Source organism: Pedobacter alluvionis, assembly GCF_003664035.1.
Taxonomy (GTDB): Bacteria; Bacteroidota; Bacteroidia; order Sphingobacteriales; family Sphingobacteriaceae; genus Pedobacter; species Pedobacter alluvionis.
Map to the genome: position 1 here is coordinate 103,928 of NZ_RCCK01000013.1, position 19,088 is coordinate 123,015.

Here is a 19,088-nt window from a genome sequence, read left to right on the forward strand (position 1 = left end):
GTTTCGAGATAAGAATCTCATTAACTGTAAACGAACAGTTCGCTTTTAAAAAAGTTTTGATTTTTTTATAAATTACTTGAATTAAAAGTATCTCCCTGTTTAATATCTCCCGTTTCAAAGCCTTTTTTAAACCAATACATCCGCTGCGCAGAGGTACCATGGGTAAAAGAATCGGGTTGAACTTCGCCTGTTGCCTGTTTTTGCAATTTATCATCGCCTATGGCATTGGCCGCCGTTAGCGCTTCTTCTATGTCGCCTTCATCCAATTTGAAATCTTTAAGGTTCTGGGCATTGTGCGCCCAAAGTCCGGCAAAAAAATCGGCCTGTAATTCTAATTTCACAGATAAGCGGTTATATTCTTTTTCGCTAACCTGACCACGTGCCTGGTCTAACTTTTCCGAAATTCCCAATAAATTTTGAACGTGGTGTCCAACTTCATGTGCAATTACATAAGCCTGGGCAAAATCTCCGGCAGCACCGAAACGGTTTTTTAAATCATCATAAAAGGATAAATCGATGTATACTTTATGGTCGCCAGGACAGTAAAACGGACCAACGGAAGATTGCGCATAACCACAGGTGGTTTGTACACCATCTCGAAACAACACTAATTTAGGATTTTCATAAGTTTGATTCATTTTTTGAAATTCCTGCTCCCACACTTCTCTGGTAGATTGCAGAACGTTGGCTACAAAGCGACCTTCAGCATCTTCTGGAACGCCAGTTTTTGCTTCGGTTTGCTGCCCGGCACCTTCCACCGGCAATTGACCAACTAATCCTGTCAAATCTTTTCCGAAGATAAGCCCCAATACCACTACAATGATACCGATACCGCCACCCAGAATTGTTTTGCCGCCACCACCAGACCGCCTGTCTTCTACATCTTCACTTCCTTTACCAAACCATTGCATAATTTAATTTTTTAGTTTAATGATTAACCTTAATTATGGGATAATTGTTATGCTAAAGTATAAATTATTTTTATTGATTTTTTCTTTTGGATTGTGGCTATAGAACATCTTTGCTTTTTGGCAAGAAAGCAAAAGCTTTAAAAAACATTTATTATAAAAGTATTTGTTAACTTTAATAGACCCTCTACGACAATAGTAACATTAATAAGTCAATCTATGGTTAATACATGGGAAGTGCTCAAGCATGGGGAAAGATTAATTGCAGCAATTGAAACTCCACCAACGGTAAGAGATTTATCTTTTAATAATAGAATTACCCCTGCATTTGACATGCTTTTTGTTCAAAGTCCAAATGGCAATTATATCTTGATCATTTATATGAGAATAAAAATAATTTATACAGATCGGACTAATCAATATTGGACTTTTATAGACAAAGATACTTTTGAAAAGAATTTTAGGTTTTCACTTAACAGAGCCGCCATATTCACTTATAATCACTGGACTTTAAATGTCGTAAAATTAAGAAAAGGTGAATGGGCGCAAAGTTATGTTACAAGCAGTTTAAGAACAGGCGATTTTGACAACAATGATTTTGACTATGTTAAAAAAGTGCTAGAACCTATCAAAGAGGAATTATTCATGAGTTTGGCCATATGCTGGGCTTAGATGATGAATATAATTTAGGTGTACATATCTCAGATTTAGAATCGGTGATGAATTCTGGCGAGACGATAAGGCAAAGACACCGTGTGGTATATATTCTATGGCTCGAAAAAACGTTAAGAGAAAAAAATATACATTAATCATGAAAGCAAAAATATTCTATATTATCATCTTATTTTTGAATATATCTTGCCGCCAAAATAAAGATACTATGGCATCAAATGAAACTACGAATACATCCTTTAAAGTGCAATGGGATCAACTAAAAGCTGAAAAAGATAAAAAAAAAGAAAAGAATTTGGTTGTTAAATTTATAAAATTAGTACAGGAAAAAAATTATGGGATTGCCAACCCAACCTATGTAAACTACAACGGAAAAACAGCCCCATTATCCAATCTTTTTGAAGATGAAAAACCTGATCAGCTGAAAAGCATTAATATTGAGATATTAGATAGAAAAGGTATAGCTCCCAACGAGAAGCTTGGCAATTGGAAGCCCCTTGATTACAAATCTGCTCTGTTATTTCTGCAGGAATAGCTTAGGTTATCTTCCATTTCAGAAAAAAAATCAAATCCAAAAAAAAGATGCTATCCCCAGATACGAGATAGCATCTTTTATTTTCGCCAAATTACATTAGCTATTAAAAACAGCTATTGCTTTTGCTATTCTTGCTTTGGTTTCTGCTACGCCCAACAGCACAGCAATATCAAAAACGCCTGGTCCAAATTTACCACCCACCAGCATAATGCGGAAAGGCAACATCAATTCGCCTGGTTTAAACCCTTTTTCTTCGGCCAAAGCTTTAAAAGCTGTTTCGGCAGAAACAGCATCAGTTAATGTTAAGCTATCAGCAAAACTGTTAAAGAAATCGGCTTTTTCGGCTGTCCACTTTGGTTTTACCGAATTTACATCATATTCTGCCGGTGAAGTAAAAAAGTAACTGCTTTGTGCCACAAAATCTGGCAATAAAGTACAGCGGTCTTTAATTAGATCGATAACCGTATTTAGAAAAGTATCATCGTTAACTTCAATACCTACTTTTTCGAGCTCAGTTTTAACGCCCGGCGCTAAACTTTCGGCACGCTCCGCTTTAATCCACTCGTGGTTATACCACTTGGCTTTTTCGAAATCGAATTTAGCGCCCGCTTTACTAATTCTTTCTATCGAGAATTTTTCTTCCAGCTCTTTTAATGAGAATAACTCCTGATCGGTACCATCATTCCAGCCTAAAAGTGCCAGCATATTAATAAAAGCTTCGGGCATAAAACCCATTTCTTTAAATCCCTTGGTTATATCGCCTGTTTTAGGGTCGGTCCAGTTCATGGCATAAACCGGGAAACCTAAACGGTCGCCATCACGTTTGCTTAATTTTCCATGTCCATCTGGTTTTAAGATTAAAGGTAAGTGTGCCCATGCAGGCATTTCTGCTTCCCAACCTAAATATTTCCAAAGTAAAATATGCACCGGCGCCGAAGGCAACCATTCTTCTCCCCTAAAAGCATGACTAATTTCCATCGCCTTATCATCAACTACAACAGCTAAATGGTAGGTTGGCATTCCGTCGGCTTTTAACAATACTTTATCATCAACCAACGAGGTTTCGAAACTTACGTCACCACGGATTAAATCATTAAAATGTACAATTTCATCGGTTGGTACCTTAATGCGGATCACGTGTGGTGTTTTAGCTGCCAATAACTCTTCAACTTCACTAATGGTAAGGGTTAAAGAATTACGCATCTGCATACGTGTGGCCTGCCCATATTGGAAATTTGGAATTTCTTTACGTTTGGCATCTAAATCTTCAGGGGTATCGAAAGCATAATAAGCATAACCATCGCTAATTAACTGTTCGGCAAATTTGCGGTAGCTGGGTTTGCGCTCGCTTTGACGGTACGGGCCATAAGCACCTGGATGTGCAGGACTTTCATCTGGTGTGATACCGCACCAATCTAAACAGTTTACAATATATTGTTCTGCGCCTTCTACAAAGCGATTTTGATCGGTATCTTCTACACGAAGTACAAAAGTTCCATTATTTTTTTTGGCAAATAAATAATTGAACAAAGCAGTGCGCACACCACCTAAATGCAAACCTCCGGTTGGGCTTGGGGCAAATCTTACTCTAACTTTTTTATCCATGGTTGAATTGTTGAGCGGTTGGCGTGAGGCGTAAAGCGCATAAAACGCCTATCCCCATACGCAAAGCGCAAGACGCTACAAAGATATATTTTTCATCCATTTTATAGCGTTTTCATCTGTGATGAAGCTACCATGCATTCAAAATGATTGTTACACGGTTGTGAAAAAGCATAATGGTTTTATGTTTTTTCCGTTTTGTTATTGTAATTTGGCTAGCTAAAGCATGAATCCTTATCAAAAGAAACGCCGTTGGAAGTTTTTCCTTCTCATTTTTGCCATCTTAATTGGCATTGCATCAGTATTTTACACCGATTCTTTTGTAAAAAAAATGGAACGCGAAGAGGCAGACCAGTTTCACCTTTGGGTGCGGATTCAGGAACGGGCCATGTTTCTTTATGACAATGATGATTACCGTGATGTGGTGGAAACCGTAAGAAAAAACACCAAAACCCCTGTAATCATGATCGATTCTGCCGGAATGATTACTTCTTTTTTTGGTTTAGACAGTACTAAAACCAATTATCCTGTTGCAGATACTAAACTCACTTACGATAGTTTATATTTTGTAAGGCAGTTGAGGCAGATGAAAGCCCAGCATCCACCTGACGAAATGAATATTTTTGGCAGAAAATTTAAAGCATACTATCGCGACTCTTTCATTTTAACGCAGTTGAGGTATTTCCCCTACATTCAAATGGGGGTTATTTTCCTTTTCCTTTTAACAGCTTATGCAGCATTCAGTTCTGCACGGAAAGATGAACAAGATCATGTTTGGGTAGGTTTAGCCAAAGAAACGGCACACCAATTGGGTACACCGATATCATCGCTCATGGCCTGGACAGAACTGATGAAATCTAAATTTGATGCAGAAGACGATCCCCTGATTGCCGAAATGGAGAACGACATCAAACGATTGGAAATTATTACCGACCGTTTCTCGAAAATCGGTTCAAAACCTATACTTGAAGACCATACGGTTTACATTGTAGTGAGCGATTTTATCCGTTATTTTAAAGTGCGCACTTCAGACAAGGTTAAATTCAGCATCACCGGAGATGAACAGGTAAGGGCAATGTTAAACGTCCCGTTGTTTGATTGGGTGATTGAAAATCTTTTAAAGAATGCGGCAAATGCCATTGAAAATGAAGGCTCAATCTCTATCAATATTATAGAAAATTTAGCCAAAGAGCAGGTTTTTATTGATGTGAGCGATACCGGAAAGGGTATTCCAAGATCTAAATTCGATGCGGTTTTTCAACCCGGCTATACCACGCGTAAACGCGGCTGGGGCTTAGGTTTATCGCTCACCAAACGTATTGTGGAAAATTACCACAGCGGAGAAATTTTTGTTAAAGACTCAGAACTGGGCAAAGGCACAACTTTTAGAATAATATTAAAAAGCAGTTTAAGATATGAACCGACCACAGCCTAACGAATATCCTACTTGGGGCGAAAACTATATCAGCAAAGTTGATGGAGATATTTTCGAAATTTTAAACGAACAGATTCAAAGTCTTCCGGCATTGTTCAGGGCGAACGCAGATAAAGCTGATTATGCCTATGCCGAAGGCAAATGGACACTAAAAGAAATGTTAGGTCATATTATTGACACTGAACGTGTTTTTGCCTTTCGCATTACCTGTTTTGCACGAAAAGAACAGCAGCCTTTACCGGGTTTCGAGGAAGATGATTATGTACTGAATGCCCGCTTTTCCGAACGCGATCTGGAAGACCTGATTGAAGAGTTTGTTGCATTACGAAAAGCCAATTTATATCTTTTTAAATCTTTAAACGACGAAGAATTAAACAGAAAGGGAGTTGCTTCAGGCAGAGAAATTAATGTAAAATCCATTTTGTTTATTGCGGGTGGCCATATTATCCATCATGTTTCCATTTTAAAAGAACGTTACCATGTGGTTTAAAAACTTTACCGCTGATGAGTTGAATAATCGCCCTAAAAATCATTTGGGAGCGCTACTCGATATCCGTTTTACCGAAATTGGGGAAGATTTTCTTGTTGGTACCATGCCTGTTGACGAACGTACGCACCAGCCTGCAGGGATTTTGCATGGAGGCGCTTCGGTAGTTTTGGCCGAAACCCTGGGTAGCATTGCTTCTTACATGTGCATAAACCCTGAGAAATATGTTGCTGTTGGTTTAGAAGTAAACGCCAATCATTTACGGCCTGTAAAAAGCGGTTTGGTTAAAGGCATTTGCAAACCATTACATATTGGGGCTAAAACTCAGGTTTGGGAAATTAAGATTTATGATGAACGCGGAAAGATGAACTGCATTAGCCGCTTAACGGTTGCGATTATTAATAAGCCGCAGTAATCTGCGGTCAGATGTTACCATCTGACTGTTACTTAAATTTAAAAGCAGGTATCTAATGCCTCAAAAAACCAATTGTCAGATGGTAACATCTGACAACACAAGAATCAAAAGAAGTCAAGTTTAATAGCGCTGTTGCTATTAAACTTGACTTCTCTGCTGATTAAAACTTGTTATTGTCAAACCATTTCTTTTCTACCACATAAGAGACAATCAGACCGAGTCCACCGAAAATTCCGATGCAACCAAAGTAAATAGCTACGGCCTGTCCCTCTTCGCTGTGGGTAATGTCGCTGCCAAACATCCCTCTAACCGTGAATAGTGCAACTAACAAGCCTATTCCTAAGCCAACTAATAATAAACCGAACTTTAAGCTTAAAAACGGTTTTGGTGTTGCCTTGTGCACACCAGGATCGATTCCCCTTTCGATCATTGCCATTTTCTCTTTGTTTGATAGGTAGCGGATTCCGAATATCATTGCGAATGCGCCTAAAAAAAGTGAAATTGGGACTAATATTGGACCTTCCATGATTATAATTTTTTAATTTGTAAATATTCTATTGTTTAATTGAACCGTGTTCTGTGTATTATGACTACATACTTTTTAATCAGGTTACACCCTTGCTGAAAAAAAATCGATAGCTTTATCAAACATTCAAATTCCATTGTACAGTCAGTTAAAAAATATAGACATCTTTAAGCCACTCACTAATGAAGCTTTAGAAAGGTTAGCTGCTGTTTCCAGACAGGTAGAACATCCGAAAGGAACGATTTTAATCCATGCAGATAAAACCGAGCCTTATTTTTATATCCTCGAAAATGGCATTGCCAGAGCTTATTCTGATGGCGAGAACCAACAAATAACCTTTTGGTTTGGACAAAACGGTGCTGTTCTTTTTTCTTTTAACAGCTACATTAACAATGGTCCCGGGTATGAGAACATTGAGCTGTTGGAACACTGCAGTTTAATTCAAATCAAGCTAACTGATCTTTTTTTGCTTTACGACCAACATTTAGAAATTGCCAATTGGGGTAGAAAAATTGCAGAGCAGGAGTTAATTGCAACTGAAAGAAGATTAATTGACAGGGCTTTTAAAGGTGCAGCAGAACGTTATCAGGATTTTGTAGATCAATCTCCCGAGTTGATTAAAAGAGTAGCCTTAAAACACATTGCCTCTTACCTGGGTGTAACACAGGTTACCCTGAGCAGAATAAGAGCTACCCATAAATAAAATTATTTTTTAACATTTGTAAAATGTTGCCCGATAAATGTGCCTTAAATTTGCATAAACACATTTATTATGAACTGGATTATCTTAATTATTGCCGGGCTTTTTGAGGTTGGCTTTACCACATGCCTTAAATTATCGAACAATTTTTCGAATATAAAATGGAGCGCAGCATTTTTTCTCTGCATTACCTTAAGCTTTTTATTGTTAAACAAAGCCACCCAAACTTTACCTATGGGAACTGCCTATGCGGTTTGGACGGGCATTGGTGCCGTAGGAACGGTAATTATCGGGATTTTTTACTTCAATGAGCCGGCAACCTTTTGGCGGATCTTTTTTATCTGTACCCTGATCGGTTCTATTGCCGGCTTAAAATTTTTTGCTTCGCATTAGTGGATAACTTGCGAAGTTTATAAGGCCAAGAGCGTAGGCAGAACTTCGCAAGTTTAGCCGGGGCTTAAAAAATTATTTCTGGAGTGCAAGAGATCAACCTGGTTCCCGTGTTACGTTGTACGCTTCGGCTTTGTTCCTTAGCATGCAGGGTAACCCCCAATGTCATTAAGTTAATGGATAAATCTCAAAAAATGTCAGTCTGATGGGCAATTTATTGTATAAAAATCAATATGAGTGACGTACAATCGTTCCCCTTGTCCTACAGCTCGGACTTGCCTCGGCTCGCCGCCGCCGAAGGGCTCTTTCTTTTTGGCATCAAAAAGAAACAAAAAATGCCGGCTGAAAATTTTTCTTTCAAAGCTAGTAGGTTGGCTTGGGCAGTGCAGCACGAAAAATTTGTTAGGCCGGATTTAAGCAGAACGGGTATATCGTGCTATGGCCTAGCTGGGCGGAAATACTAAAGCAAATAAAGCGCTGATTAATAGACGTTTGTGAAACAACGTCAATAGTAACGTATTCAAAGGGCTGTATTTGCTATTTATCATCTCCAAAAGTCTTCGGCTACGCTAAGACTGAAAACCGCGGTGCTTAATTTTTTAGGGGGTTCAAGGCATAAAACTTTGTGCATAAACCTGATTGCGACGAAATCCTTTTTGTTGTCACCCTGAGCGTAGTCGAAGGGCAACAAAAAGATTAAGCCAAAAGCAGGACTACCCTTCGCTATGAAAAACTGTCCTTTCCTTTTCAAAATACAAGAAAAATCAAATTTAAACCCTCATTTCTTCCCAAACTCATAATAAATTGATGTTTCACTTGTAACCTGTTTATCTTTAATGTAGTCTTAAGGCTAAACATGGAGCAAAAACCTACAGATTTAGAGCTGATCCAAAAAGTATTGAACGGTGAAACCGATCAGTACGCTTTATTGGTGAAACGCCATCAGCGATTTGTATTTACACTTGCTTTAAGGTTTTCGAAAAACAGGGAAGACGCCGAAGAAATTGCGCAGGATTGCTTTGTAAAGGCATATAAAGCATTAGGCACCTTTAAACAAACGGCTAAATTCAGCACCTGGTTGTACACCATCACCTATACTACGGCCATGACTTTTTTAAGAAAAAACCGTTTGGATACCACATCAATACATGATGAAGGTACCGTTTTACAGCTCGAAAACCAGACCTCCGGCTTTAACGCTAATGGATATGAGCGACAGGATAGCCATACTTTTTTAAATATTGCCATTGCCCAGCTTTTACCGGATGATGCGGTTATTATTACCCTGTTTTATAAAGGCGAACAGAGTTTAGAAGAGATTGGCGCAGCATTGCATATGGAACCCAATACGATAAAAGTAAAGTTGCACAGGGCCAGGCAAAGACTTAAAGAAAAATTACAATATTTGTTAAAAGATGAAGTAAAGGAGTTACTATGAACACAATAGAACAACAGCTTTGGGATTATATTGATGGGAATTTAGATGAATCCTTGAAAAAAGCCATCGAAGAAAAAATTGCATTAAATGCTGACGTTAAATCGCAGTACGAGGATCTGCTAAAACTTAATTTAGTATTTGACGGGCTGGACCTTGATGAACCCTCTATGTCTTTTACCCGAAACGTAATGGAAAGCGTTGCCATGGTCCCCGCCCCGGTAGCCATGAAAACAAAGGTGGATAAAAAGATTATTTACGGTATTGGCGGCTTTTTCGTGATCTCTCTGCTAGCCTTATTAGGTTATGTATTTTATAACGTTAACCTCGAAATGCCCAAATTTGATTTGAAGGTGAATCTAGACTTCAACTTAGAGAAGTACATTACACCTGCGGCTATTTATGCCTTTCTTTTTGCAGACCTGGTAATTGGATTAATTTTCCTCGATCAATTTTTAAGGAAGAAAATTGCTCAGAAGTAAGATGAATTAGACTTTTGATCGTCATTTCGACTGGAGTGCAGCGGAACGGAGAAATCTTTTAGACAGTAATAAATAGATTTCTCCGCTACGGTCGAAATGACGAGTTGTTAAGAATAAATTTTAAACCAGAGTTTTTAAAATCTCCATTCCCTTTGGCCATTCACCAAAGCCCGCGGCGGCATTAATATGTCCGGCATTACCTATATTAATAAACTCACTTCCCCAATTTTCGGCAAAAAACTCAGCCCTTTCTAACGTTACCCATTCATCATCAATACTGGCTACAACAATGGTTTTAAAGTTGATCTTATCCAAAGGTACACGATCAAAACCAGGCGTATCAAAATTGTACTTTGGTGCTTCTATATCACTTGGCGCAACCAATAATGCACCTTTAATTTTCTTTTGGTAAGCTTTTGCCCAATTGGCAATGGCTGTACAGCCTAAACTATGACCGATTAAAACCACATCATCCAAATTATATCCGGTGAGTGCCAATTCTATGTTTTCAATCCAATCCTGATTTGCCGGTGCATCCCATTCCTTTTGGTTAATGCGGATAAAATGATCTCCTGATTTTTCGAAATGGGTTTGCCAATGGTCCGGGCCAGAATTGCCTAAACCAGGAATGATGAAGTAATAAGTCATGATCTGTGAGGTAGAAAAAACTAAAATAAAAAAGGCCGCCATCACAAGAAAGCAGCCTTCTCTGTAAATATGATAAATAAATTAAATTACTTTCACATTAACGGCGTTTAAGCCTTTTTTACCGTTAGCAACTTCGTACTGTACTTTGTCGTTTTCACGGATTTCGTCGATAAGACCTGTTGAATGAACAAAAATTTCGCTATCTCCATTTGCAGGTACGATAAAGCCAAAACCTTTAGTTACATTGAAGAATTTTACTGTGCCTTCTTGCATTGTATTAAGTATTAAAATTAAGTATGCAAGGTAAGTTTTAATTTTTAAAATCAAAATAAATTTTAACATTTTTTTAACGTTAAAATTTTGTAAATAGCAGATTACTAAGGCCTTTTAATTGCCTTCCCAATTATTGTTAAAGTAATTTCACTATTATGCGGAATCCCGAGTGTTGTTCCCGGAGCCACATCAAAGAGGTTTCTAACATAAATATCGGCTATTCCCTGGGCCACCTTTTTTTTTGCTTCAGCATTTTCAGGAAGCACGTTATAAACCGTTTTTACGTGGATCCCTCCTTGAAAATCGACAACCGCAGCAACCTGGTAAGCAAAATCTTTATAAGCCCTGTCTATCCGGATAATATACTGCGGAAACATATAATCATAAGCCTCGGTTCTGTTATTCGTCCGGTCTACCGTACTGATTTTTTCGACCCTTGCAATTTTGCTTTTAGGGATAAATTGAACCGGGTTTGTAGCGGCAAAAGCATTATCACTATTGGCATTAACCTGAGCAGATCGTTTCTCTATAAAAGCAGTATCGGCCTTGGTTGGTTTTTGCAGATCGGCAGCCCTGGCCTTCAAATTATTTTTAATATAATCCTGTGCATAAAAAGTCATATTTACATCCGAACGGACATCTGAGGCGATTACTTTTCCATCAACCTGGATCCTTTGAAAAACCAGACTGTCCTTACTAATGTGCTTTACCTTAAAAAATTCGGCTGCGAAGTTATATACATTTCCGTGATCGTACTGCAGGTAAAAATTCTGCATCCTGTGTTTCTGCGGACTCCAGGCCGACATCGTGTCTTCTTTAACTACCTGGATTATCCACGAGGGCTTTTGCATAAAACCCTCCTTATTGAAAGAATATCCATCTTTAAACCGGCGTTTTACTTCAACATAACGGATGCCTTTAACAGGTTCAAAAGTAAAATCCCGAAGTGTCGGATCGCTGGTTTTAGTACCCATTTTACAGGCACTGAGCATGAGCACAAAAAAGGAAAAATATAGTGTATTTTTAATCATTTCAATAAAAATATTGGGCTAAAATAAGTTTTTTTAAGCTTGTTTTGTTGAAGGGATTTTATCTTTTAGCCTGTTTCTTTACCAGAATAACATTGGCCACTTTCCGCTGCCCTTCATGGTCCCATTTTTTATTATCTGTTGGATAATTGATTACACCACCATCAGGAATTCCATTTACCCACAAAGTGGTAGAGCCGCCGCCATCGAAATTTATAGCAGAAATACAGCCCAACCAGCGCATTAATCTAGTCAGTTCGAACAAACTCATGCCTGCTGACTTTTCATTTCTTCCATCAACGGTCAATAAAATTACCCTTCCGTTCGGTTTTATACCCAGGCAGGTACGGGGATGGCGTAAGCGGTTAAAACCAGCGGTATCTAAAGTTATATCAATATGGTTTAAAGTTAATAAAGGGCCGTTTAACATAACATTTTGAGCACTCAGTTTTGTCTCCCAATCGCTTGTTCCATCCCATTTTTTGATCGAAATTTTTCCGTTTTCAATTACAACCGCTGCTTCCTGATGCCTAGCCCTGTTTCCGTTTTTATCAAGGCGGTTGGTATTAATGGTTTTTCCATTAACGCGAACAAAATCTACCGAGCCTCCATTTTTCATATCGAAAAAATTGCCGTTTACCGCAGCAATAGCCGTATCTCTTAAACCAAAATTACTGGTAGTGATGAGTTCCTTTTCTTCTGCACCAATGGCAAATAAAGCCTTACGTCCGGTGTTTTTTATTTCTAAAAACGAAATATTTTCATTAGCAGCGAAAAGGTTTTTCTGATTGAAGTGATGCCGGAATAAAATTACCTGTCTAGCAATCTTGTCTCTCTGCCATTTAGCTTTTACAAGTGTAATAGAGTCGGCATTCTGGCCAAAGGCTGAGAAACCCGAGGTAAATAATGCAAGTGCACAGAAGAGTTTTTTAAGCATAACCTTATTTTGGTATAAAATTAAAAAACTGTTATGTTGTTTAAGTTAAAGCATCAAGAATTATACAATATTTTAAACCTCGCAGGTTTTATCCACACATCATTCGAGGAATGATCCTTTTGTTGAAGATCTTATGAATTTAATCTCAAAAATAGATCCTGAAACGAGTTCAGGATGACGAATCGAGTTGAAAACCTGCGAGGTTTGGTTAAAAAAAACGGAGCGATCAATTTAATGATCGGCTCCGCTTCTTTGAATTTTGAATGATTGATTGGACACATCGCCATTCAATCATTCTCTAATTCAGTAATTCATTAATTATTTCTTAGGGTCTAAAATATCTTTAATTCTGATATTTAAATCTTCGTAGTGCGCTTTTGTAATGGCATCGCCTGCTGCTGCCCTGGCTTTTGTAGTAGCTAATAATGTTTTTAGCTCAGCTCTAACCAACGGTCTGATATCTGATAAACCTACATTGATTGGCGTTAAACCATAGCTTGCAGCATAATCAACAGGGAAACCAACCGGAAGATCCGAATCTTTTGTCATTAAATCTTGTAAACGGTCTACATAAGCACGTTGTAGGTTACGTTTAAAGGCATCTGCTCTACCAGCAACAAAAACCGATGACCTTAAATCAGTAAATAACTCAGGCAAGGTGTATGCTTTTGCAGCACCGTTTTTGGTTTCATTATCTAACAAACGTGCGATACGGGATGCCGATAGCAAGTTACCCAAAGTATTCGTTTGAACACCTTTAATGCGGTTTAAAAGCACACCATTATCGAATTTACTTAATTGATCGTTGCTGATTAACCAAAGTGGCGTGGTAAATAATTGTTGATTGAAAAAAGCAATAGCTTCTTTTTGTTTTGCTTTTGGCAAGTAAGCATAAACTGGTCCTTTTTGATCGTAGGTTTTAAAATTTTCGCTTAAGCCACCAACATTTGTTGCCACATGCCCCATATAACGATTAAACTGGCCAACAATTTCCGTATAAATTTCTTTTAAATCGCTGTAATCTTTTCCTTTTTGATAGGTCCATTTTTCTACGTTCGGAAGAATACGTTTTAAATTCGCAATACCATAAGTACTCGCTTTCATCGCATTGTCGCCCAAATCTTCGCTCTGCAAACGAGGATCTAATGAAGTTCCCTGACGGCCGTAGAAATAAAGGGGGTTACCTGCATTTTTTAAGGTCCACTGATCTAAAATTTCTTTTTCCTGTTCTGCAGTTTTGTTTCCGGGAATCCAGGAATATCCCCATTTCACTACCCATTTATCGTATTCTCCAATTTGAGGATGAAGTTTGGTTACGCCATCGCCGGGTTGAGCAATGTAATTAAAACGTGCATAATCCATAATTGATGGTGCGGTACCGTGTTTATCTGTAAACGTTTTTGAACGTAACGAATCAACCGGGTAAGCATAGCTTGAGCCAAAGTTATGTGGCAAACCTAAGGTATGGCCAATTTCGTGCGAAGAAACGAAACGAATCAACTCGCCCATCTGTGCATCTGTAAATTGCGCTTTACGCACTTCAGGATTAATCGCTGCTGTTTGTACAAAATACCAGTTTCGCAATAGGTTCATTACATTATGGTACCAACCAATATGCGTTTCTAAAATCTGACCGGTACGAGGATCGCTAACATGCGGGCCGTAAGCATTTGCAATATCTGAAGCAAAATAACGAACTACAGAATACCTGGAGTCTTCTACGCTAAACTGAGGATCTTGTTGCGGTGTTGGTGATTCTTTACCCATTATCGCATTTTTAAAACCAGCGGCTTCGAATGCTACCTGCCAGTCATTAATCCCCTGGATCAAAAACGGCACCCATTTTTTTGGTGTTGCAGGGTCAATATAAATTACAATAGGTTTTACGGGTTCTACCAATTCGCCACGTTTATAAGCGTTTGTATCTTTCGGAACCAGATTCCAGCGATGAATATAGGCGGTGCGCTCTGCCCTTTGTGCGTTGCTTCCATAATCAATTTGAGATTGACCAAAAAAACCAACTCTGCTATCCATTATCCTGGCTTTTACAGGCGTTTTGGGCAATAACAACATCGATGTATTGAATTCGAAAGTAACGGCTCCATTACTATTATCTGTTGGAGATTCTGCTGCACGGTATGTTTTAGCTGTTTTTACTTCGACATTGATCGGGAAGGTTTTTACTGTATCGATATAAGAACGTGTTGCATCGTACATGGTAACTTTATAAGCTTTACGGATCTGATCTGTAGCGCCAATTGCCATTACATCACCATTATAAAAATCGGTAACATCAATTACAACTCCTGTTGTGTCTTTGTTATAGGCTTTAATCTCAAAGCTGGCTAAAATCTGCGCAAGATTAGAATTTTGTACCGATTCGTACATATCGCTGTTCGGATCGGCCTTAGTTGAATAACTTGGTACGCGGATGTAAACTTGTTTTCCCCTGCGCTCCCATTTCCATACTTGTTCATTTAATTCTTCACCACCATATTGTTGGTTGCCCACTTTTACGCCGGCCGGCACTTTTGCCAAACGGGTAACTACAAGCATTTCACGGTTAATCATTGAGTCTGGTATCTCAAAATACCATTTATCGTCTACTTTGTGTGTTTTAAATAAGCCATTAGTTGTTCTGGCTTTTGCAGTAATTACTTCTGAAAATGGTTTAATTCCTTCTTTTTTAGGGGCTGCAGTTGGCGTTGCTGGCGTGGCTCCTTTAGTTGTTTTAGCTTTTTTCTGGGCATATACCGAACCTGATCCGGCTACACCAAGTGCTACGATACCTGCTAGGGCAAGTACCTTAAAATTTTTCTTCATCTGTTATAAAGTTAGTTTGCTTGGCAATGAGAGGTTAAAGTTAAAGTGTTGTTACACGGCAAAACATTTGTAACTGGAAAATTACGCTTAATCAAATCCTCTTTTCGAGGCGCACCACTTTAAAATAGACTTGATTATCCCTGAAAATTTCGAGAATTATATTTCTGTCTGCCTTCGATTTAAACATTTCGGCAAGATCGTTCAAAGAATAAGCATCAATGTTTTTAAAGTTTACCGCAATAATTTCATCGTCAGCACATAAACCTGCCTTTTCTGCCGGGCTATTTTCGTCTATTTCTCCAATCAGAACTCTTTTATATTCTTTCTGATCAAGATAAAGCACCATACCCACCATATCATGTTCGAAAGGGATTTTACTTAACCCATTGGGCTTAACATAAATAAAGCCTCCCTGATAGTTAAACTGAATATTAAATTTCCGAAGTAAATCGGCGCCTAAATTACCATTCCGTTTGGATAAGTCGATTTTATACGCAATGCTCTCAAAATCGGGGAATCCCGCAACAACATCTTTAAAAACATGGCCGCCAATATTAAATTTACTTAAACGACCAACATATCCCTTAATCTGGCCACTAAGGCTCATTCCTAAATTAGCTTTGATTTTTTTTTCTGGTAGCGGGAATTCAGTTCCATTTAACATTTCGAGCGATAGAGCGTGACTAGCCCCGGTATCCATTAAAAACCTGGCTTCAACTGTTTTGTTACCTGGAGCATCAATGGTAGCTAAAATATATGGCTTCTGGTTCTCTATTTCAATAGGTATTTTTTTACCACGGTATTTAATCTTAGCATCGTGATCGTAAATAATGAGCCTATTTTCACTATACCTGATATCAACAATAAAACTGTTAAAAAAACTGAAACCCAACAATCCGTAAATTTTCAGTCCTAAATGTCCCGACAGGTTAAAGAGATCTTCTTTTAAGATCGCCGCTGGTATATACTTAATGCTTGTACTCCCTACTTTTACATCAAGGCTTTGAGATACATAGGCCTCAACGGTTTCGATGCCAAGGCCAGAAACTTTAATTTTACGGAGATTACTAAAATTTAATGAATCGATAATAGACGGATCAGTAATAATCATGGGGCCAACTCCGGTATCAAGAACAAAATCATACGGCCCTTTTCCATTTACATATACCGGAATAACCATTAGGTTTTTGATACACTTAAAAGAAATGGATTGCTTTTGCCGGTTTCCTTTAAAAAGAAATTCCTGTCCCGAAACTGAAAACACAAAAAATACCAGGCCCAGGCAAATGCTTAGTTTACGTAAACAAATTATTACACCTGGACTATATTTGGTTAACATTAAACTAAATTTAATAAATTAGTTGATAATTATGCCCCTTAAATTTAGCAGATGTTCCCCTTAAAAAACCATAATTTCATTTTTCTTGCGTTTGTTCTATCTGTTTGTCTGTTAACAGGTTGTTCAACCAATAAGATCATTTCGAAAAAAGTAGCTAAAGAATTCAAAAATTCGCAAGTAATTAAGCAGTACCAGGTTGGTTTTGCGCTTTACAACCCTACCGATAAAAAAATGATTTTTGAGAAAGATGCCGATAAATATTTCACACCGGCCTCTAACACAAAATTATACACCTTTTTTGCCAGTTTAAAAATGTTGCCCGATTTAATGCCGGCATTAAAATATATCGAACGGAACGATTCGTTGATTTTTTGGGGGACAGGTGATCCTTCATTTCTACAGTTCGCCGTGAAAGATAAATCTGCTTATAATTTCCTGCTTGCCTCCAATAAAAAGCTGTTCTTTGCTCCAGGACGCTATTCGGGCAATTTCTTTGGAGATGGCTGGGCCTGGGACGATTACGATTATTATTACCAGCCAGAAATTACCGAAATGCCGATTATGGATAACATGGTGACCTCTACTTACGCGGGGCCGAATAAAATTAACATCGAGCCGAAGGTTTTTGCACCATGCTTTAAAGCCGACTCGACAAAAACCACAGGCAATTTTCAGGTAACACGTGATTTTTTAACCAATAGCTTCCATTATCCTGCCGTTGCTGCGAAAGCCGGTTATAACCAGCAAAACCCTTATAAAACCAGTGCGCAGGTTACTATTGAAGTATTATCTGATACCCTGCACAAGCCTGTTGGCCTAATCGATCTTAAAATTCCTTCGGATGCCAAAACTTTGCGGGGCGCAAAACGTGATTCCGTTTTGAAACACATGATGCTGCCCAGCGATAATTTTATAGCAGAACACTTATTACTTGTATGCTCCAACCAGATAGGCGATACGCTGAGTACCGTAAAGGCCATTCAGTACATTACCAAAAACTACCTTTCTTTTTTGCCTGATACAGTTAAATGGGCTGATGGATCTGGTTTGTCCCGTCAGAATTTATTTACACCCCGTGATAATGTGTACTTACTTGATTCCATTTATAAGCTGGTAAACAATCCTGAAAAGCTGTTCGATATGCTGCCTGCCGGAGGAAAAAGCGGAACCTTAAAAAGTGCTTACCCAAAAACCGACAAACCATTTGTATATGGCAAAACAGGTTCATTAGGCGGCGTGCATAACCAAAGCGGATATGTAATTACCAAAAAGGGTAAAACCTATATTTATTCCTTTATGAACAATAATTTTGTAAAACCAACTGCAGAAGTACGGGCCGAAATGGTAAGGATAGTGACTTACATACATGATAATTTTTAATGCCAAATTTTAAATCGATAAATCAGCCTTTTTCAAATAGGATCAATATTGATGGAAATTCTTATTTATATTTTGGTGGAACGGCCTATCTGGGTATTCCCAAAAATCAGGATTTTATCAATTTACATCTGGAAGGGATAAAAAAATTTGGCTTAAACAACGGCACCAGCCGTACCAATAATATTCAACTGGGCATTTATGATGAAGCAGAAAAAGTAGCCGCCAAGCGGTATGGAGCAGAAGCTGCGCTCATTACTTCAAGCGGATATTTAGCTGCGCAGCTTACCGTTAAAGGTTTATCTGCATTAGGTAAAGTAATTTATGCTCCGGTTACGCATCCTGCGCTTTGGTTAACCGATCAGTCTGCCAATCAACAAACATTTAATGATTGGAAGAAGGAAAAAATAAACCTCATCAATACTTCCGGAGAGAAAACATGGGTACTGATCAGCAACTCCATGAACAACCTTTTTCCTGAAATTTATGATTTTAACTTCTTAACCGAAATACAGCCAGAAAAAGAGATTATCTTAATTGTTGATGATTCGCATGGTATTGGGGTAAACAATGATGGAATGGGTGCATTTATCAATCTCCCGGTTAAAGCTAATATCGAACGGGTTGTTGTAGCCTCAATGGCAAAAGCATTAGGGGTTGACGCTGGATTGGTTCTGGGTTCGAATGCCGTTATCGCAAAACTAAAAAACAGCAATATTTTTATTGGGGCATCTCCTCCATCAGCAGCCAGCCTTTTTGCTTTTATCCATGCCGAAAAAATATACCACGATGCACGGGCAAGATTACAGGAAAATATAAAGTTACTTACTGCCAATTTAAATGAAACATGGACGTTTGAACCAGCGTTTCCCGCATTTTTAGCACAAGATGCTACTTTGGTAAACCACTTGTTAAAAGAAAAGATCCTGATTTCATCCTTTCCTTATCCAAAACCCGAATCCAAGCCGATAAATCGAATTGTTTTGAGCAGTTGGCATGAAAAAGAAGATCTTGATCGCTTAATAAAAGCCTTAAATTTTTAACCTTTCCTTATCCAATTAATTTTTGAATATTTA

The 19,088-nt window shown here is 38.3% G+C and carries 20 protein-coding genes; 11 read left to right on the forward strand and 9 right to left on the reverse strand.

What is annotated here, in order from left to right:
• Nucleotides 1-65 precede the first annotated feature (65 nt).
• Nucleotides 66-911: a KPN_02809 family neutral zinc metallopeptidase gene (ypfJ, locus tag BCL90_RS17220; RefSeq protein ID WP_121285248.1), complete on the reverse strand. Its 846-nt coding sequence runs from the start codon at nucleotides 909-911 to the stop codon at nucleotides 66-68.
• 216 nt (nucleotides 912-1,127) lie between these two features.
• Here ypfJ and BCL90_RS17225 point away from each other — a divergent pair, with 216 nt between their 5' ends.
• Nucleotides 1,128-1,580 (forward strand): hypothetical protein, encoded by a 453-nt coding sequence (locus tag BCL90_RS17225; protein WP_121285249.1) that lies wholly within the window; start codon nucleotides 1,128-1,130, stop codon nucleotides 1,578-1,580.
• 139 nt (nucleotides 1,581-1,719) lie between these two features.
• Entirely contained in the window at nucleotides 1,720-2,115 is a 396-nt protein-coding gene (locus BCL90_RS17230; protein WP_134380366.1) for a hypothetical protein, read from the forward strand.
• 96 nt (nucleotides 2,116-2,211) lie between these two features.
• Here the strand turns inward: BCL90_RS17230 and gltX are convergent, their stop codons facing one another.
• On the reverse strand, nucleotides 2,212-3,720 hold the full coding sequence (gene gltX, locus BCL90_RS17235; protein ID WP_121285251.1) for a glutamate--tRNA ligase: 1,509 nt from the start codon (nucleotides 3,718-3,720) through the stop codon (nucleotides 2,212-2,214).
• A 223-nt stretch (nucleotides 3,721-3,943) separates the two neighbouring features.
• Between gltX and BCL90_RS17240 the strand changes: the two genes are divergently transcribed.
• Genes BCL90_RS17240 through BCL90_RS17250 form a run of 3 tightly spaced genes read left to right on the forward strand, consistent with a single transcriptional unit; the run spans nucleotide 3,944 to nucleotide 6,054 of the window.
• The gene (locus BCL90_RS17240; RefSeq protein WP_121285252.1) at nucleotides 3,944-5,152 is read left to right on the forward strand and encodes a sensor histidine kinase; all 1,209 of its coding nucleotides are present in this window, start codon (nucleotides 3,944-3,946) and stop codon (nucleotides 5,150-5,152) included.
• Nucleotides 5,133-5,642: a DinB family protein gene (locus tag BCL90_RS17245; protein ID WP_121285253.1), complete on the forward strand. Its 510-nt coding sequence runs from the start codon at nucleotides 5,133-5,135 to the stop codon at nucleotides 5,640-5,642. Before BCL90_RS17240 ends, BCL90_RS17245 begins: the two co-directional genes overlap by 20 nt.
• Nucleotides 5,632-6,054 carry a hotdog fold thioesterase gene (locus BCL90_RS17250; protein ID WP_121285254.1) on the forward strand — a complete coding sequence of 141 codons (423 nt, stop codon included), beginning with the start codon at nucleotides 5,632-5,634 and terminating at the stop codon, nucleotides 6,052-6,054. The genes BCL90_RS17245 and BCL90_RS17250 overlap by 11 nt, the downstream gene beginning before the upstream one ends.
• A 160-nt stretch (nucleotides 6,055-6,214) precedes the next feature.
• Here BCL90_RS17250 and BCL90_RS17255 read toward each other — a convergent pair whose 3' ends face one another.
• Nucleotides 6,215-6,580 (reverse strand): DUF6249 domain-containing protein, encoded by a 366-nt coding sequence (locus BCL90_RS17255; protein WP_244094980.1) that lies wholly within the window; start codon nucleotides 6,578-6,580, stop codon nucleotides 6,215-6,217.
• A 136-nt stretch (nucleotides 6,581-6,716) separates the two neighbouring features.
• Here BCL90_RS17255 and BCL90_RS17260 point away from each other — a divergent pair, with 136 nt between their 5' ends.
• From BCL90_RS17260 to BCL90_RS17285, 4 genes are all read left to right on the forward strand, one after another.
• The gene (locus tag BCL90_RS17260; RefSeq protein WP_121285255.1) at nucleotides 6,717-7,283 is read left to right on the forward strand and encodes a Crp/Fnr family transcriptional regulator; all 567 of its coding nucleotides are present in this window, start codon (nucleotides 6,717-6,719) and stop codon (nucleotides 7,281-7,283) included.
• Between the two features lie 69 nt (nucleotides 7,284-7,352).
• Nucleotides 7,353-7,673: a DMT family transporter gene (locus BCL90_RS17265; protein WP_121285256.1), complete on the forward strand. Its 321-nt coding sequence runs from the start codon at nucleotides 7,353-7,355 to the stop codon at nucleotides 7,671-7,673.
• A gap of 853 nt (nucleotides 7,674-8,526) precedes the next feature.
• Complete coding sequence (locus BCL90_RS17280) at nucleotides 8,527-9,108, forward strand: RNA polymerase sigma factor (protein ID WP_121285259.1); 582 nt, start codon at nucleotides 8,527-8,529, stop codon at nucleotides 9,106-9,108.
• Nucleotides 9,105-9,587 carry an anti-sigma factor family protein gene (locus tag BCL90_RS17285; RefSeq protein ID WP_121285260.1) on the forward strand — a complete coding sequence of 161 codons (483 nt, stop codon included), beginning with the start codon at nucleotides 9,105-9,107 and terminating at the stop codon, nucleotides 9,585-9,587. The genes BCL90_RS17280 and BCL90_RS17285 overlap by 4 nt, the downstream gene beginning before the upstream one ends.
• 120 nt (nucleotides 9,588-9,707) lie before the next feature.
• Here the strand turns inward: BCL90_RS17285 and BCL90_RS17290 are convergent, their stop codons facing one another.
• From BCL90_RS17290 to BCL90_RS17315, 6 genes are all read right to left on the reverse strand, one after another.
• Nucleotides 9,708-10,235 carry an RBBP9/YdeN family alpha/beta hydrolase gene (locus BCL90_RS17290; RefSeq protein WP_121286166.1) on the reverse strand — a complete coding sequence of 176 codons (528 nt, stop codon included), beginning with the start codon at nucleotides 10,233-10,235 and terminating at the stop codon, nucleotides 9,708-9,710.
• An 81-nt stretch (nucleotides 10,236-10,316) separates the two neighbouring features.
• Complete coding sequence (locus BCL90_RS17295) at nucleotides 10,317-10,508, reverse strand: cold-shock protein (protein WP_025141747.1); 192 nt, start codon at nucleotides 10,506-10,508, stop codon at nucleotides 10,317-10,319.
• Nucleotides 10,509-10,612: 104 nt separating this feature from the next.
• On the reverse strand, nucleotides 10,613-11,539 hold the full coding sequence (locus BCL90_RS17300) for a hypothetical protein (protein WP_121285261.1): 927 nt from the start codon (nucleotides 11,537-11,539) through the stop codon (nucleotides 10,613-10,615).
• Between the two features lie 58 nt (nucleotides 11,540-11,597).
• Nucleotides 11,598-12,473 (reverse strand): phosphodiester glycosidase family protein, encoded by an 876-nt coding sequence (locus tag BCL90_RS17305; RefSeq protein WP_121285262.1) that lies wholly within the window; start codon nucleotides 12,471-12,473, stop codon nucleotides 11,598-11,600.
• A gap of 318 nt (nucleotides 12,474-12,791) precedes the next feature.
• A complete protein-coding gene (locus tag BCL90_RS17310) occupies nucleotides 12,792-15,296 on the reverse strand; it encodes a zinc-dependent metalloprotease (RefSeq protein ID WP_121285263.1) in 2,505 nt (834 codons plus the stop codon).
• A gap of 91 nt (nucleotides 15,297-15,387) precedes the next feature.
• Nucleotides 15,388-16,635 (reverse strand): aspartyl protease family protein, encoded by a 1,248-nt coding sequence (locus BCL90_RS17315; RefSeq protein WP_121285264.1) that lies wholly within the window; start codon nucleotides 16,633-16,635, stop codon nucleotides 15,388-15,390.
• Between the two features lie 51 nt (nucleotides 16,636-16,686).
• Between BCL90_RS17315 and BCL90_RS17320 the strand changes: the two genes are divergently transcribed.
• The gene (locus BCL90_RS17320) at nucleotides 16,687-18,015 is read left to right on the forward strand and encodes a D-alanyl-D-alanine carboxypeptidase (RefSeq protein WP_121285265.1); all 1,329 of its coding nucleotides are present in this window, start codon (nucleotides 16,687-16,689) and stop codon (nucleotides 18,013-18,015) included.
• Complete coding sequence (locus tag BCL90_RS17325) at nucleotides 18,015-19,055, forward strand: aminotransferase class I/II-fold pyridoxal phosphate-dependent enzyme (RefSeq protein ID WP_121285266.1); 1,041 nt, start codon at nucleotides 18,015-18,017, stop codon at nucleotides 19,053-19,055. Before BCL90_RS17320 ends, BCL90_RS17325 begins: the two co-directional genes overlap by 1 nt.
• Nucleotides 19,056-19,088: the final 33 nt, after the last annotated feature.

Bases quoted from the DNA above. Each gene is read 5' to 3' on its own strand.
- ypfJ (WP_121285248.1), bottom strand. From the start codon at position 911: ATGCAATGGTTTGGTAAAGGAAGTGAAGATGTAGAAGACAGGCGGTCT.
- BCL90_RS17225 (WP_121285249.1), top strand. From the start codon at position 1,128: ATGGTTAATACATGGGAAGTGCTCAAGCATGGGGAAAGATTAATTGCA.
- BCL90_RS17230 (WP_134380366.1), top strand. From the start codon at position 1,720: ATGAAAGCAAAAATATTCTATATTATCATCTTATTTTTGAATATATCT.
- gltX (WP_121285251.1), bottom strand. From the start codon at position 3,720: ATGGATAAAAAAGTTAGAGTAAGATTTGCCCCAAGCCCAACCGGAGGT.
- BCL90_RS17240 (WP_121285252.1), top strand. From the start codon at position 3,944: ATGAATCCTTATCAAAAGAAACGCCGTTGGAAGTTTTTCCTTCTCATT.
- BCL90_RS17245 (WP_121285253.1), top strand. From the start codon at position 5,133: ATGAACCGACCACAGCCTAACGAATATCCTACTTGGGGCGAAAACTAT.
- BCL90_RS17250 (WP_121285254.1), top strand. From the start codon at position 5,632: ATGTGGTTTAAAAACTTTACCGCTGATGAGTTGAATAATCGCCCTAAA.
- BCL90_RS17255 (WP_244094980.1), bottom strand. From the start codon at position 6,580: ATGGAAGGTCCAATATTAGTCCCAATTTCACTTTTTTTAGGCGCATTC.
- BCL90_RS17265 (WP_121285256.1), top strand. From the start codon at position 7,353: ATGAACTGGATTATCTTAATTATTGCCGGGCTTTTTGAGGTTGGCTTT.
- BCL90_RS17280 (WP_121285259.1), top strand. From the start codon at position 8,527: ATGGAGCAAAAACCTACAGATTTAGAGCTGATCCAAAAAGTATTGAAC.
- BCL90_RS17285 (WP_121285260.1), top strand. From the start codon at position 9,105: ATGAACACAATAGAACAACAGCTTTGGGATTATATTGATGGGAATTTA.
- BCL90_RS17290 (WP_121286166.1), bottom strand. From the start codon at position 10,235: ATGACTTATTACTTCATCATTCCTGGTTTAGGCAATTCTGGCCCGGAC.
- BCL90_RS17295 (WP_025141747.1), bottom strand. From the start codon at position 10,508: ATGCAAGAAGGCACAGTAAAATTCTTCAATGTAACTAAAGGTTTTGGC.
- BCL90_RS17300 (WP_121285261.1), bottom strand. From the start codon at position 11,539: ATGATTAAAAATACACTATATTTTTCCTTTTTTGTGCTCATGCTCAGT.
- BCL90_RS17305 (WP_121285262.1), bottom strand. From the start codon at position 12,473: ATGCTTAAAAAACTCTTCTGTGCACTTGCATTATTTACCTCGGGTTTC.
- BCL90_RS17310 (WP_121285263.1), bottom strand. From the start codon at position 15,296: ATGAAGAAAAATTTTAAGGTACTTGCCCTAGCAGGTATCGTAGCACTT.
- BCL90_RS17315 (WP_121285264.1), bottom strand. From the start codon at position 16,635: ATGTTAACCAAATATAGTCCAGGTGTAATAATTTGTTTACGTAAACTA.
- BCL90_RS17320 (WP_121285265.1), top strand. From the start codon at position 16,687: ATGTTCCCCTTAAAAAACCATAATTTCATTTTTCTTGCGTTTGTTCTA.
- BCL90_RS17325 (WP_121285266.1), top strand. From the start codon at position 18,015: ATGCCAAATTTTAAATCGATAAATCAGCCTTTTTCAAATAGGATCAAT.